This window comes from Pontibacillus marinus BH030004 = DSM 16465, assembly GCF_000425225.1.
Lineage (GTDB): Bacteria > Bacillota > Bacilli > Bacillales > BH030062 > Pontibacillus > Pontibacillus marinus.
The window spans coordinates 22743-35210 of sequence record NZ_AULJ01000034.1; the positions used below are offsets into that span (position 1 = coordinate 22743).

Consider the following 12468-nt stretch of genomic DNA (forward strand, 5'->3'; position numbering starts at 1 on the left):
AATAAAAACGTACTAATTGTATAAGAGGTGATAAAAGTGGAAGCATTATTTGTTATCTTTTTTATTATTATTGTCGTTATTAATATTGGCAAGAAGGCATCAGGTGGAGGCTTTCATGGCGGTGATCATCATGATCATTCCGATTCTGGAGGCGGAGGTTTCTTTGGTGGTGATGGAGGCTTCGGCGGTGACGGCGGAGGTGGTGAATAACAATGGGAGGGTTTATCTTATTTTTTGCTCTTCTTTTTATTATAATCATTGTTCTTAAATTAGCTAAATTCGATAAAGGTGGAGTAGCTGCAAAGAAAGATAATCTCACTGCACGTAGTCGAAGAGGAGACGCTGGTTCAGGTGGCTTCTTTTATGGCGGGGATGGTGATGGTGGAGGAGATGGCGGTGAATAATTTATACCATGATTGTGTGTGAATGAAAAAACACCTAACCCTCAAGAGGATTAGGTGTTTTTCAGGTTACATTTATCGGCTTAATAGAAAGATGCACCAACAATGATAAGAAGGATGAACAGTACAACAATCAACACAAAGTTACTTCCATAGCCGTATCCGCAAGACATAGAAAAATCTCCCTTCATCATAGTTTAGGTAAGATAAGGTCCCATCAAGATGAAAGCCTTATCCTTTAATACATCATATGGTTGGGGGACCATCTTTGTATGGGGGAATGCCTATAGAACAACATCCTTTTTAGAATGATAGATTGGCCTACTCATGCTTTACGAAAAAATTTCGAAGGAGTTCTTTTATGGGGTATGTTATGAACCTAAGAAAGTTTGTAGGAAGCAAGCCTTTAATCGTAGTCGGAGCAAGTGTACTGCTTCTGGATAAGCAAAAGCGGTTACTCCTACAGAAGAGAACAGACAATCAATGTTGGGGATTACCTGGTGGTTCTTTAGAGCCTGGAGAGAAGCTACAAGAAGTGGCAGCACGTGAACTTCAGGAGGAAACTGGACTAAAAGCACATCATCTTGATTTTTTTCAGTTGTTTTCAGGAGAAGAACTTTTTTATAAATATCCACATGGGGATAAGGTGTACAATGTGATCGCTTCTTACGTTTGTACAGAATTCTCAGGTGAACTAAGGAAAGAGCCAGAGGAAGTTGAAGCATTGCAATACTTCGACTTAGATGACTTACCATCTCCTTTAAGCCCCCCTGACAAGAAAGTTTTGGAGAGTTTTATTACATATTATACCTGCCAGAGGAAAGCTGCTCCTAAATAAGGAGCAGCTTTTTCAATACCAACTAATTAGACAAACATCAAATTAGTTGGTATGATTTTCTAAAAAGTTAGTCGTAAGGAGAGGATTTATAATGAATGTTGAACTTACCCGTTTCAAGGTTAAAGAAGGAAAATCTTATAAAGTTGATAAGTGGATGAAACTTTTAAATGACCGAATGGGAGAGGTTTTACTTACTTTACAAGGTGAAAAGATTTATGTTGAAACGATTTTTCGTGAAGTAGTGAAAGGGGAAGAGTTTCTATATTGGTACCACGTTCAAGGTGAAGGTGGGATTGATGTAACAGAATCTGATCATGCTATTGATCATTTGCACTTAGAATATTGGGATGAATGTATTGATCCTAATTATGAACCAGTAGATTTACATCCAGAAGTGATTATGATTCCAGATAAGGTTAGGGAGACAATGAAATAATTAGATAATAAATAAAGGCGCCTTTTTAAAGGGCGCCTTTTCTAATTCTGATTCGGTTTGAACATGAAACTTTACGGAATGTACTTCATGACACTCCTGTGTGCTAGTTCACACCACCCACTAGCTCTCTGGAACAGGGAAGAGTCTCATTACTGAAAGTCCGTCTACGCCAAAGAAATGTCATTCAAATATAAATTGTTTGACTCCTTTCTATCTTAGACGCTTTATAGTGTTAAAGTCAAGGGTTGTTATAAAGTTTTTTAAATTTTTTCATAGCTTGTTAATTCTAGCTTGTGACTCAGACATAAAAAGACGTAATTTGACAAAAACTAAAAACACCAATAGAATGTTAATTGTTCAAAACATATTATACAATTTAAATCAATTAAACAAACTGTACTTGTTTAATGCTAGGAGGGATTTAATGTCTGAAGAGCTTGAGTCATTGGAGGAGGCACGGGATATACTAATTAGCGCCATTGCTCAATCCATGGTTATATATGGGGTTACTCCATCTGTGGGCAGAATCTACGGTGTCTTATATTTTGCTAATGAACCAATGTCCTTAGATGATATAAAAGATGAGGTAGCCATGAGTAAGGGAAGCGTAAGTAATGGTATGAGGGACTTGCTTGAGACAGAGATGGTTTTTAAAGTTTGGAAAAAAGGAGATCGTCGTGATCATTACATGGCTGAAAAAGATTTCCTTCGAAACTTCATTAACTTCTTTGTAAAAATGCTAAGACAAGAGCGAAGTCTCATAATGAAGGCCAATGAACAAGCGAAGCCTGTTATCAAAGACGTTGCAGAAAATGCGCAGTCAGAAGAAGCTCAACAAACGGCGAAAAAGGATTTAGAGAATTTAAACCATTCACTTGAATATTTTGATTGGACCATGCGATTAGCAAATGCCATGGAATCAGGTGAAATATTTGATTTTATTCCAAAGCAGACTACTGGTGAAAATGAAAAATAAAAAAAGAGAAAAAGGAGGAGGTTCGATTGGACTTAAATAAGACAGCATTGATCCTCATCGATTTACAAAAAGAAAGTGATTTTGGTGTTCAGGGGGTAGAACAGGTTGTAGAGAATGCCAAATCTCTTATCCATGAGTGTCGATCGCATAACCTCCCTATTATTTATACGAGACAAATTAACCGTTCAGATGGAGCAGGTCTTTCTATTGGAGAACCATTAAAAGAAGATGGAACTCCAGTATTCTATTCTACAGATACGGAAGATTATAAGGTTTTTGATGAATTAACGCCGCATGAGGAAGATATTGTGGTAGATAAACACCGCTGGAGTGCCTTTTATGACACAAGCTTAGATCTCTACTTAAGAAATCTAGGCATTGAGCATGTTATTATCGGTGGTCTTGTAACAGATGGGTGTTTAATGACTTCTGTTTTTGATGCTTATTTTAGAGATTATCAGGTTAATCTGGTAAAAGACATCTGTGCAACAACAAATACTGGAGCTCATATGTCATCGATGTTAATTATGGCAAATTGGGTTTATAATCTTAAAGTTTATGATACCCAAGAATTAATAAAGAAATTAAATGGCGAAGAGCATCGAGTTTGGGAAGCAACTGAACCCGATTCTTTGCAGTTTACACCAGATAATTTAAAAGAAACATTTGAGAAACTTTCAAAGTAAATAGCTTTTATGCAGATTTAGAATATACCAATCTAGTCGAACTAGAGTTTCAATCAATCACACCTAGTACATTTCATTACTCTAGCATTCTGACTTTAATTGAGTATAACTCTTTAATAAAAAGGAAGGGGAAACAATTTTGAAGAAACAACTTCTTATCGTGTTATCAGCAATGTTTTTAATAGTTTTATCGGCTTGTGGACAGAGTTCAACTGGGGAAGAAGAGACGAATAATACTGATCAAAAAGAAAAAGAGACCATTGTACTTGGAGAGACTTCTTGGACAAGCACGAAATTACCAAACCAAATTATGAAAAAGATTCTTGAAGAAGCGGGCTATAACGTTAACATTAAACAGGTAAGTCAGCCTTTAATCTTCAAAGGGATGCAAAAACAAGAAATCGATGTGTTTATGGATGCTTGGTTACCTTATACAGAGGCAGAGCTGTGGTCCAAATATAAGGAAGATGTACAAAAGGTTACAGCAAGCTACAAGGAAGTACCATTGGGCTGGGTTGTACCAAGTTATGTAGAAGAATCTTCTATTGCTGAGCTTAAAGGGAAAGCAGAAAAGTTTGAAGAACGTGTTGTTACGATTGCAGCAGGTGCAGGTATTGTAGATATTTCAAAAGATGTAATAAAAGATTACAGTCTTGATGGTTATGACTTAGTTACTTCTGGAGAGGCAACTATGATTGCTACACTAGAAGATAGCATTGAAGACAAAGAACCCGTTATTATTACAGGCTGGAGACCCCATTCTATGTTCGCTAAAAATGACCTGAAGTTTTTAGAGGATCCAAAAGGAAACTTTAAAAAAGATAACGTATATGTCCTTTCTTACAAAGGGCTAGAAAAGGATCATCCTGAAGCATTTAAGGTTCTTTCAGACTGGAGTATTAAAGTGAGTGAACTAGAAGAAATGATGCTTGCATATGAACAGAATGATGTATCTTTTGAAGAATCAGCTGAAAAATGGATTGAAGAACATCGTGATCAAGTAGATAAAATGCTAAATACAGAAAACTAAACCAAAAAACGGTTCTATCATTGATAGAACCGTTTTTATTGCTTTATAAATCTAATAAAAAAATGAGTTTTTTCCAAAAATATGAAACATTCTGTCCCTTTCATTCGTCTTTATAGTAGATGACAAAAATGGTTTAATTTTCCTCTCTTCTATACTTTTAAAAGTAGATATAAAGTTTGATAATTGGACAAAATTTCCTTTTTAAATCATATTTTATATTTTTCTTCGTAAGTATCTGAGGGAGTGAAATTTTCCAACCATGCACCACTAGAATAACACGGAATTACAAAAGGAAAGGGAGAGATGGATGAAGAAAAAATGGATGTCTGGAGTGCTGTGTACGGTGATGATTGTGGGGAGCATGACACCGGTATATGCAGCGACCGATCGTGACTCAAGTAACGAAAAAGTTGATGAAGTTGATGAAGTTGCATTAGAAGAGGCGAAGAAAGAAGCCAAAATCTCTAAAGAAGAAGCTATTAAATTAGCAAAAAAGGCTATTGAGATTCCAGAAGATTATGAGCGTGAAGACGTTCGGTTTGATACGCGTTATCGTGACACACAAGTATGGCAAATTAGATGGAATAAACGAGATGATCGCTCATATCATAGTATTCGTGTAACGGTAGATGCAGAAACTGGAGATGTCATTTCCTTGAATCAACATCATAATGATCAAGATGAAGAACGAAACTTCCCTCCAGAGGTTGATTATAATAAGGCTGTTTCTATTGCACAGTCCTATATCATGAAACACCATTCCGGTTTAAAGGGTGGCCTTGTTCTGGATGAAGAGACGAAAAAAAGATCTCAAGAAAGACCATTCCGGCGTTCTTATGAACATCAAGTAGAATTTCATCAACAAGTGAATGGAGTGCCTTATCAACGCAATAGTATTCATTTTTCCATTAATGGGAATGGAAAGATTACAAGTATGAGATTTAACTGGGAATATGATTTAAACTATGAAAATCCAAGTGAAGTCCTTTCGAAAAAAGAAGCGGCAGATAAACTCTATGAACAGTTTACGGCAGGACTACAATATCAGATGAATCGTTATGCTTATCGTCCTGGGGTTGAAGCAGAACCAAGACTTGTTTATATTCCGGTTAGCAAGTTTGAAGAAGGGTATAGAGGCTTTGGCTTATTAGATGCTGAAACGGGTGAGTGGTTAAACCGTTATCAAGAGCCGTATGGAGAGAGCGATGAATTTAAGATTTCTGAAGAACCTTTATCAGACGAAGTTACTCCATTAAAAGAACGAGACAGTGAGTTAACACAAGAAGAAGCTCTTGAAGTTGTAACTGGAGCTTTCGATATTCCAGAGGATTATGAACTTCAGGATGCGAACTATGATGAAAATAACTACCGAGGTGACGAAAACCCTACATGGAGGTTCTATTGGAGAAACGATGAACAACGACCTCATCCAATGGAGGATATTCGGGTCACTGTGGATGCTAAAACAGGGGAGCTTATGAGTTATCGGGATGATCGTGACCGCTTTTACGGTGATAAGATGCCGGATGACTTCGAGGTGAAGGTGACAAAAGAAGAAGCGAAAGAGAAAGCTATGAACCTTGTGAAAAAGGTAGCTTCAAGCAAATTGGACCGTCTGTACGTAAGAACACCACGAGAAAATACATACAGAGAAAAAGATGTACCGCGTTCCTATACGGTTACTTTTGTTCGAAAAGAGAATGGTTTACAAGTGCAGGCCCAGCAAATCTCGGTGTCTATATTAAGCGATACAGGGAAGATAGTGAATTATCATCAAAATTGGAACCACGATATTGAGTTCCCTAATGTAGAAGATGTTATATCAGAAGAGAAAGCAAAAGAAATCCTTTTTGATAATTATAAAATGGATTTAACTCATCATTTACCTGTTCCAAGAAGTGAAGAGGAAGAAGATATCAAAGATACCAATCTCATTTATCAACCAACACGTGAAATTACTGATTATCGTGTATATCTAGATGCTAAAACTGGAAAATGGATTGATGAGGAGACAGGTGAAGTATATAGTCAAGAAGAAAAAGATGCTAAGGATATAGCTGATCATCCGAATAAAAAGCAGCTTCAGGATATGTTGGATTATAATATTCTACAGCTTGATAAGGATGGTAATCTGAATCCAGACGAAGAACTGACAAGAGCTGAATTAGTAAAATTCATGATGAAAGCTTTAGGGTATGATGGCTATTATTACGGACGTAATGATGAACTGCCATTTGAAGATGTGACAGAAGAGCATGAGAACTTTAGTTATATTCACAGTGCTGTGCAGCGCAATATTCTAGATGACGATGAAAACAAATTCTATCCGGATAAGGACGCGGATCGAGCATTTATGGCGAAGCTTATAGTAGAAGCACTGGACTACGACCAACTTGCAAGTTTTGAAGGAGTATTCGAACCAGCATTTGATGATGTTGAAGGTGAGGAGTATGCTGGTCACATTGCCTTGGTAAACCGACTTGGTATTTTAAAAGGAGATGGAGATGAATTCCATCCAGATAAAGCGGTAACGAAAGCGGATTTAGCTATTACGATTATGAAGTTCTTAGAAATTGAACCAAAATTAAATGAACATTAATAAAGGAAAGGGTGTCAGACTAAGGTCTGGTACCCTTTTTTTCTTTATGAAGTTCAATATGGAGGGTGTCTGGTTCAAAAATAGTTGAATAATTCATTCAATAATTATAGAATGTATACCAAATAATAGAAGGAGGGTATTATATTGGATATTATACATACCACAGGCCGGAAAAGGGAGACGTACCAAGTGGAATTAACTCATTCTTTATTATGGGAGTGTGCACTTGGTATAGCGGCTGTTACAAATGATCCCCTTCTACATACCTTAGAAAAAACTAAGCATGAATGGGATAAAATGAAAAGAAACCTTTCGCTAGAATCCATTAACCATCTCGATTATGTTCAAAAGAATAACACTTGGAAAGCCCTTTTACAGCTTTTACATCAAAGAGACTTCAACCATTTATCATCTTTTATTACCTATATCAGAGACCTACCTGAACATGAACTCAAGTTTATTAGCATTCCGTATGTCGGATCCCGATTTCAAGAGTTACGTCACCAAGCTGCCAGCGGAAATAAAGAAGCAATAAAAAAACTTAAAGAAATTACAAAGGATAACCCTTTCTTTCCTACTTATATCGAGTTTATCAGTTTAGTAGATATAAAAGAATTAAAGGCCCATCTAATAGCTGTGATGTCCGATTGGTATGAGGTAGCTATTCAGCCGGAAGAGGATACGCTTCATAACATTTTCAAAAGAGATATCGATGCAAAGGGGGCGATGAAAGATGATTTAGAACCTGAAGCTTTTGTGGAGTGGGCAACTGGAGGAGTCACCTATAGACCTGAACCTAGTGTTCATAGGGTATTGTTGATTCCGCAGTGTACATATCGCCCTTGGAATGTTGAAGCTGATATAGAAGGTACAAAAGTATTTTATTATCCAATATCAAGCGATAGCATTGATCCAAATGATGTTTTTAAACCTGACCATTTTCTTGTACATAGACATAAAGCATTAGGGGATGAAACAAGGCTTCGTATGGTTAAGATTTTGTACCATCGTGACTGTACCCTTAAAGAATTGACCGATCAATTGGGTATGGGGAAAACGACTGTACATCACCATTTAAAACTTCTTCGTTCAGCCAAACTTGTAGATGTACAAGGTTCAAAATATGTCCTTAAAACTAATACATTACGTTCAATTGAGCAAGAATTAGAACAATATTTGAATCGTTAAAGAAGGAGCGTATTAAATGGGGGAACCTGAAAGAAGCATTGAAACAAAACATTTACCTGAGTTAAAGCGGAATTATCCTGTCTTCCGATTAATGGGAAGTAACTTGGTTTCGTTTTTTGGAGATCAAATATACTTAATTGCTATCCCTTTAATTGTGTTAGCCATAACAGGTTCTCCGCTAAGTATGGGGATAGTAGCAGCTCTGGAGAGATTACCGGTTTTATTCCAACCAATTGCAGGTGTGTTAGCTGACCGATTAAACCGAAGAGGGGTTTTACTAGCATGTGATATTGCGCGTGCCATACTAGTTGGAGTTTTAGGGATTTTATATTTGCAAGATTCGTTGATGATCTGGGAGTTGTATATAGGTGCTTTTATAATTGGTTTGATTACTCAACTTTATAACACTTCCCAATTTGCTACGATTCCACAATTAGTTCGAAAAGAAAATCTGCAAATCATAAATTCTATTAATTCAGGATTTTTGAATACAGCTGTGTTTATAGCACCAGGGGTTGGTGGCTTATTGATTAGTTTTTATAATCCTGGCTACGCACTGATGATTAATAGCTTTAGCTTCCTTGTAGCCTTTTTAGCGATCATAACCATTTCTATAGATGAGCCATCCAAAAAGGAATATAACCATTCGTTTTTATACGAAATAAGAGAAGGGTTTTAGTTTGTTGCTAGTATAAAACCAATTTTATATACAAACATTGCAATGCTATTTTCAGTTTTTGGAACAACATTATTTCTTACCATGATGGTGTTTCATTTAAAAGATACAATTATGTTAGCTACTACTGAAGTTGGATGGTTATTATCATTTGGTGGAGGAAGTGCTATTGTAGGTTCTTTCATATCGCCTTGGCTAAGGAAGCATTTCTCTTATCAAATGATATTGTTTGTAGGTGGAGTTATTGGTGGATCTTCAATATTTTTATTTGGAATGACGTCAACTTTTATTTGGTTAGTTCTGATGAATATGGTTGGAATCGTAGCAGCATCTATACAAAGTCCTTGTATTATTACCATTCGACAAACCCTTACTCCTAAACATTTATTAGGTAGAGTTCAAGCTACAAGTAGATTTATGACTTGGGTCCTTATGCCATTCGCTGCACTTTTAGCAGGGTGGACCGCACAACACTTTGGAACTGCAATGCCGATCAAAATAGGGGGAGTGTTAAGCATATTAGCATCCTTTTTGTATTTACATCCAGCTTTAAAAACCAGTTAACCTTAACGTAACGTAAACCCTTAAAGTTAAGACAAAAGGGGGCGTTACAATGAAAATGAGACAGTATCGAAACGAAGACTATCCAAGATTAGCTCAATTCAAGTTACCTGAGGAACAAAAAAGGTTCACGGCACTTCCAGAAAAAGCTATAAAAGAGTGTATAGCTGATCCCAACCGTTATCCGATTGTAATTGAATGGAATGATGATTTAGTTGGATTCTTTGTTTTACATATAGGAGATGAAATACGAAATTTCACACTGAATGATCGTGGTATGTTAATTAGAGCTCTTTCCATTCATTATCCACATCAACGAAAAGGAATTGCACTGAAAGCGATGAAAGGGCTTCCGGTATATGTAACGGAAATATTCCCTTCTATTAATGAGCTTGTTTTAGCAGTTAATGTCAAAAACGAAGCGGCTCAAATCCTTTATAAGAAGGCGGGTTTTATTGATAAAGGCTTTAGACGTGAAGGGCGAATTGGGCTGCAATATATGTTACATTATGATCTCTAAACACCTCATTTCTTTTTCCTTTCCCTTAGACATGTTATAATCTCAGAATCTGGAAGGGGGAGGTTTGTATGGATGTTAAGGTTCAAATAGGGGATGTGAAGTTTAACTATCGTGTTGCCGGTGTTTGGTTGAATCAGGACTATGTGTTGCTTCATCGCATGAAGCATGAACCATTTTGGTCACTCCCAGGTGGTCGAGTGGCAGTAGGAGAAGAATCTAGTACTAGCATTAATAGAGAGTTCATGGAAGAGTTAGGGATTGAAGTCAAAGTCGATCGTTTGTTAGGTACGAGTGAAAACTTTTTTGTACATAATGATAAGAAGGTGCATGAGATAGGCCTTTATTATATTGTTCATTCAGAGGATACCAATACACTCCGTAAAACAGGTGAGTTTTCTGGAGAAGAAGGCGATGATCTCGTGTATCAATGGGTGAAAATAGATCAATTACCATCTATAGATGTTCGTCCAGTGTTTCTCTACGATACGTTAAAGGATTTACCTGTTGGAGCACAGCATTGGGTTAATCATGATCATTAAGTGATTTGGCTAATAAGAGACGATATGATAAGATATGTAACAATAAAAATTGAACGGTTTTCTAGGGTTCCGTAGCTTTAAGCTGGTCTGGTCCGAGAGAAAACACACAGTTCAACTGTGACACGGAGGGACAAAAGCCCGGGAGATTTCTGTTGCGACAGATATCTCTCGGGCTTTTTCTTTAGTAGTTATAGGTAGGAGGAATAATCCGATGAACAAGGAATGGTTAAAGGTTGTTATTGCTTCGTTTTTTGAAGTTATATGGGTTGTTGGACTAAAACATGCAGATTCAATTTTAGAATGGAGCTTTACAATCATCGGAATCATCATCAGTTTCTATCTAATGGTGATGGCGGGTAAGTATCTACCAGTTGGAACAGTATATGCAGTGTTTGTAGGTTTAGGAACAGCCGGTACAGTTTTATCAGAGATTCTATTCTTTGGTGAACCTCTACAATTCTCCAAAATTGCTTTGATTCTTTTACTTATTATTGGGGTGGTTGGATTGAAGCTTGTAACAGAGGAATCTCCAGTTGATGAGGAGGCAGAGTCATAATGGCGTGGATATCTTTAATAGCAGCCGGGCTGTTTGAAATGCTTGGTGTAACCTCAATTAACTTAATTCATAAATATCGAAATGCCTCTTCTGTATTAACTATGCTTATAGCTTTTACTGGAAGCTTTATCTTCCTATCTATAGCTATGGAAGAACTCTCTATGGGGATCGCCTATTCTGTGTGGACTGGAATTGGGGCAGCTGGGGGAGCTATTATGGGAATGCTTTTTTATGGAGAACAAGTTGGTATGAAGCGAATATTTTTTATCAGTCTTATTATACTTTCCGTCATGGGGCTAAAGTTTATTAGCTAAGTTCAGCCATGAGTTACCATTAGAATTAATGGTAACACTAAATGAGTAAACACAGAAAAGCCACTAGAAATTATGCTAGTGGCTTTTCTGTGTTTATAGGTTCTTCTTCCGGTGAAGTTGGTGGGGTATCTTCTAATTTTATATACTTCCGTAGTAGCACAAGAAACATAATGTCTAAAATGATATAAAAAACCACAGCTGCTACTGTAAGAGCTACGAACACTTCACTGGAAAGATTGATAAAAAATGAATCAAAAATGAGTAGGGCAAGGTTAGACCACATGTACACCTTGAAAAATTTCCAAGTGTAGGTTTCTAGTTCTTCATCTTGATAGTCTTGAACAATCTTCAACATAAGCTGGAAGATGAAAAATATAAGAACCAAATTAGCGATCATCATGATTTGACTATAAAACCACCACATTGTAAATGGTGCCTCCATAGGGTTCATTGAACCACTTTCATTAATAAAGACGGTTGGAATCGAAATCACACCAAGTATAGCAGCCATTACTTGAGCTTTGTTTCCGATTGGGTATTTCTCCACTATTGATTGAATACCAAGAAATATTAACAAGTAGCCAATTGGATCGGGCAGGATATCAATAAATTGTATATGGATTTCTAATAAAGTCATTAAATATCCCCAAAAAATCTTCGAAAATGCACTTCTCACTATTTTGTTCCTCCTTTTTAATTACTAATTTACATTATCCAAGCATCTGCAATGAATTGTGCTATTAATAATACGGAGAAGTAGCCTAAACGTTTCAGTCCAAAGATATAGAAATTGTAAGGATAAGGTGGATGTATGAGGAGGTAAGATTGTGATATTTTGGTAAAGGCTTTGCTAGGAGACCATTGTGCAAGCATAAGTCTAGTTTCTTCTCTTCTTCTCTTGTACTTTACCATAAACAGATTTTGAGTTTTTATAAAGGCCTGATGAGGAAAGACCAATGATAAGGCCAGCCAAAACTTGATAACGAAGAGTAACATCAACATAAATAAAAGCAAACAAGACACCGAGAATCAGGGCTAGAATAGGCTCATATTTTTCTGGTAAACCGAAGCGGTTTGTTAGTGCTGTGAGACCAGTAACGACAGCGATAAGTACAGTTAAGTCACTAAAAGGGTGGTTCATAAAACTC

Annotated in this window: 18 protein-coding genes and 1 riboswitch; of the genes, 15 read left to right on the top strand and 3 right to left on the bottom strand. The window is 36.7% G+C overall.

Translation table 11 applies throughout. The annotated features are described in order from the left end of the window. Window positions 1-36 precede the first annotated feature (36 nt). Window positions 37-210 carry a hypothetical protein gene (locus H514_RS24635; protein ID WP_154657350.1) on the top strand — a complete coding sequence of 58 codons (174 nt, stop codon included), beginning with the start codon at window positions 37-39 and terminating at the stop codon, window positions 208-210. A 2-nt stretch (window positions 211-212) separates the two neighbouring features. Next, entirely contained in the window at window positions 213-404 is a 192-nt protein-coding gene (locus H514_RS0107370) for a hypothetical protein (protein WP_027446383.1), read from the top strand. 80 nt (window positions 405-484) lie between these two features. On the opposite strand, the gene H514_RS24270 is transcribed toward H514_RS0107370, so the two are convergent. Beyond that, a complete protein-coding gene (locus H514_RS24270) occupies window positions 485-595 on the bottom strand; it encodes a YjcZ family sporulation protein (RefSeq protein ID WP_081672961.1) in 111 nt (36 codons plus the stop codon). A 167-nt stretch (window positions 596-762) separates the two neighbouring features. Here H514_RS24270 and H514_RS0107375 point away from each other — a divergent pair, with 167 nt between their 5' ends. The 13 genes from H514_RS0107375 to H514_RS0107430 all read left to right on the top strand — a co-directional run bounded on the left by H514_RS0107375 (window position 763) and on the right by H514_RS0107430 (window position 11320). Next, window positions 763-1239, top strand: coding sequence for an NUDIX hydrolase (locus H514_RS0107375; RefSeq protein ID WP_027446384.1), 477 nt, complete (start codon window positions 763-765; stop codon window positions 1237-1239). Window positions 1240-1330: 91 nt separating this feature from the next. Continuing rightward, window positions 1331-1675 (top strand): DUF6176 family protein, encoded by a 345-nt coding sequence (locus H514_RS0107380; protein ID WP_027446385.1) that lies wholly within the window; start codon window positions 1331-1333, stop codon window positions 1673-1675. A 424-nt stretch (window positions 1676-2099) separates the two neighbouring features. Then, window positions 2100-2651, top strand: a complete 552-nt coding sequence (locus H514_RS0107385) for a GbsR/MarR family transcriptional regulator (RefSeq protein ID WP_027446386.1) — start codon at window positions 2100-2102, stop codon at window positions 2649-2651. A 26-nt stretch (window positions 2652-2677) separates the two neighbouring features. Then, window positions 2678-3337, top strand: a complete 660-nt coding sequence (locus tag H514_RS0107390) for a cysteine hydrolase family protein (protein ID WP_027446387.1) — start codon at window positions 2678-2680, stop codon at window positions 3335-3337. Between the two features lie 139 nt (window positions 3338-3476). After that, on the top strand, window positions 3477-4367 hold the full coding sequence (locus tag H514_RS0107395; protein WP_027446388.1) for a glycine betaine ABC transporter substrate-binding protein: 891 nt from the start codon (window positions 3477-3479) through the stop codon (window positions 4365-4367). 307 nt (window positions 4368-4674) lie between these two features. Beyond that, window positions 4675-6966, top strand: coding sequence for a YcdB/YcdC domain-containing protein (locus tag H514_RS0107400; protein ID WP_027446389.1), 2292 nt, complete (start codon window positions 4675-4677; stop codon window positions 6964-6966). 144 nt (window positions 6967-7110) lie between these two features. Further along, complete coding sequence (locus tag H514_RS0107405; protein WP_027446390.1) at window positions 7111-8154, top strand: ArsR/SmtB family transcription factor; 1044 nt, start codon at window positions 7111-7113, stop codon at window positions 8152-8154. A 16-nt stretch (window positions 8155-8170) separates the two neighbouring features. Then, the gene (locus H514_RS25180; protein ID WP_231566568.1) at window positions 8171-8833 is read left to right on the top strand and encodes an MFS transporter; all 663 of its coding nucleotides are present in this window, start codon (window positions 8171-8173) and stop codon (window positions 8831-8833) included. A gap of 42 nt (window positions 8834-8875) precedes the next feature. Next, a complete protein-coding gene (locus H514_RS25185; protein WP_231566567.1) occupies window positions 8876-9394 on the top strand; it encodes an MFS transporter in 519 nt (172 codons plus the stop codon). A 49-nt stretch (window positions 9395-9443) separates the two neighbouring features. Further along, on the top strand, window positions 9444-9911 hold the full coding sequence (locus H514_RS0107415; protein ID WP_027446391.1) for a GNAT family N-acetyltransferase: 468 nt from the start codon (window positions 9444-9446) through the stop codon (window positions 9909-9911). A gap of 68 nt (window positions 9912-9979) precedes the next feature. Continuing rightward, the gene (locus tag H514_RS0107420; protein WP_027446392.1) at window positions 9980-10450 is read left to right on the top strand and encodes an NUDIX hydrolase; all 471 of its coding nucleotides are present in this window, start codon (window positions 9980-9982) and stop codon (window positions 10448-10450) included. Window positions 10451-10500: 50 nt separating this feature from the next. Beyond that, window positions 10501-10597, top strand: a riboswitch (guanidine-I (ykkC/yxkD leader). 64 nt (window positions 10598-10661) lie between these two features. Beyond that, the gene (locus H514_RS0107425) at window positions 10662-11006 is read left to right on the top strand and encodes a DMT family transporter (protein ID WP_027446393.1); all 345 of its coding nucleotides are present in this window, start codon (window positions 10662-10664) and stop codon (window positions 11004-11006) included. Continuing rightward, entirely contained in the window at window positions 11006-11320 is a 315-nt protein-coding gene (locus H514_RS0107430; RefSeq protein ID WP_027446394.1) for a DMT family transporter, read from the top strand. The genes H514_RS0107425 and H514_RS0107430 overlap by 1 nt, the downstream gene beginning before the upstream one ends. 70 nt (window positions 11321-11390) lie before the next feature. Here H514_RS0107430 and H514_RS22705 read toward each other — a convergent pair whose 3' ends face one another. Beyond that, entirely contained in the window at window positions 11391-11996 is a 606-nt protein-coding gene (locus H514_RS22705) for a hypothetical protein (RefSeq protein ID WP_051255071.1), read from the bottom strand. 201 nt (window positions 11997-12197) lie between these two features. Beyond that, the gene (locus H514_RS22710; protein ID WP_051255072.1) at window positions 12198-12461 is read right to left on the bottom strand and encodes a hypothetical protein; all 264 of its coding nucleotides are present in this window, start codon (window positions 12459-12461) and stop codon (window positions 12198-12200) included. Window positions 12462-12468: the final 7 nt, after the last annotated feature.

What these genes read in the sequence shown, in the direction of transcription:
- H514_RS25180 (WP_231566568.1), top strand. Translation starts at nt 8,171, where the DNA reads ATGGGGGAACCTGAAAGAAGCATTGAAACAAAACATTTACCTGAGTTA.
- H514_RS0107385 (WP_027446386.1), top strand. Translation starts at nt 2,100, where the DNA reads ATGTCTGAAGAGCTTGAGTCATTGGAGGAGGCACGGGATATACTAATT.
- H514_RS0107375 (WP_027446384.1), top strand. Translation starts at nt 763, where the DNA reads ATGGGGTATGTTATGAACCTAAGAAAGTTTGTAGGAAGCAAGCCTTTA.
- H514_RS22710 (WP_051255072.1), bottom strand. Translation starts at nt 12,461, where the DNA reads ATGAACCACCCTTTTAGTGACTTAACTGTACTTATCGCTGTCGTTACT.
- H514_RS0107425 (WP_027446393.1), top strand. Translation starts at nt 10,662, where the DNA reads ATGAACAAGGAATGGTTAAAGGTTGTTATTGCTTCGTTTTTTGAAGTT.
- H514_RS0107370 (WP_027446383.1), top strand. Translation starts at nt 213, where the DNA reads ATGGGAGGGTTTATCTTATTTTTTGCTCTTCTTTTTATTATAATCATT.
- H514_RS0107430 (WP_027446394.1), top strand. Translation starts at nt 11,006, where the DNA reads ATGGCGTGGATATCTTTAATAGCAGCCGGGCTGTTTGAAATGCTTGGT.
- H514_RS0107420 (WP_027446392.1), top strand. Translation starts at nt 9,980, where the DNA reads ATGGATGTTAAGGTTCAAATAGGGGATGTGAAGTTTAACTATCGTGTT.
- H514_RS25185 (WP_231566567.1), top strand. Translation starts at nt 8,876, where the DNA reads ATGCTATTTTCAGTTTTTGGAACAACATTATTTCTTACCATGATGGTG.
- H514_RS0107380 (WP_027446385.1), top strand. Translation starts at nt 1,331, where the DNA reads ATGAATGTTGAACTTACCCGTTTCAAGGTTAAAGAAGGAAAATCTTAT.
- H514_RS24270 (WP_081672961.1), bottom strand. Translation starts at nt 595, where the DNA reads ATGATGAAGGGAGATTTTTCTATGTCTTGCGGATACGGCTATGGAAGT.
- H514_RS0107400 (WP_027446389.1), top strand. Translation starts at nt 4,675, where the DNA reads ATGAAGAAAAAATGGATGTCTGGAGTGCTGTGTACGGTGATGATTGTG.
- H514_RS0107415 (WP_027446391.1), top strand. Translation starts at nt 9,444, where the DNA reads ATGAAAATGAGACAGTATCGAAACGAAGACTATCCAAGATTAGCTCAA.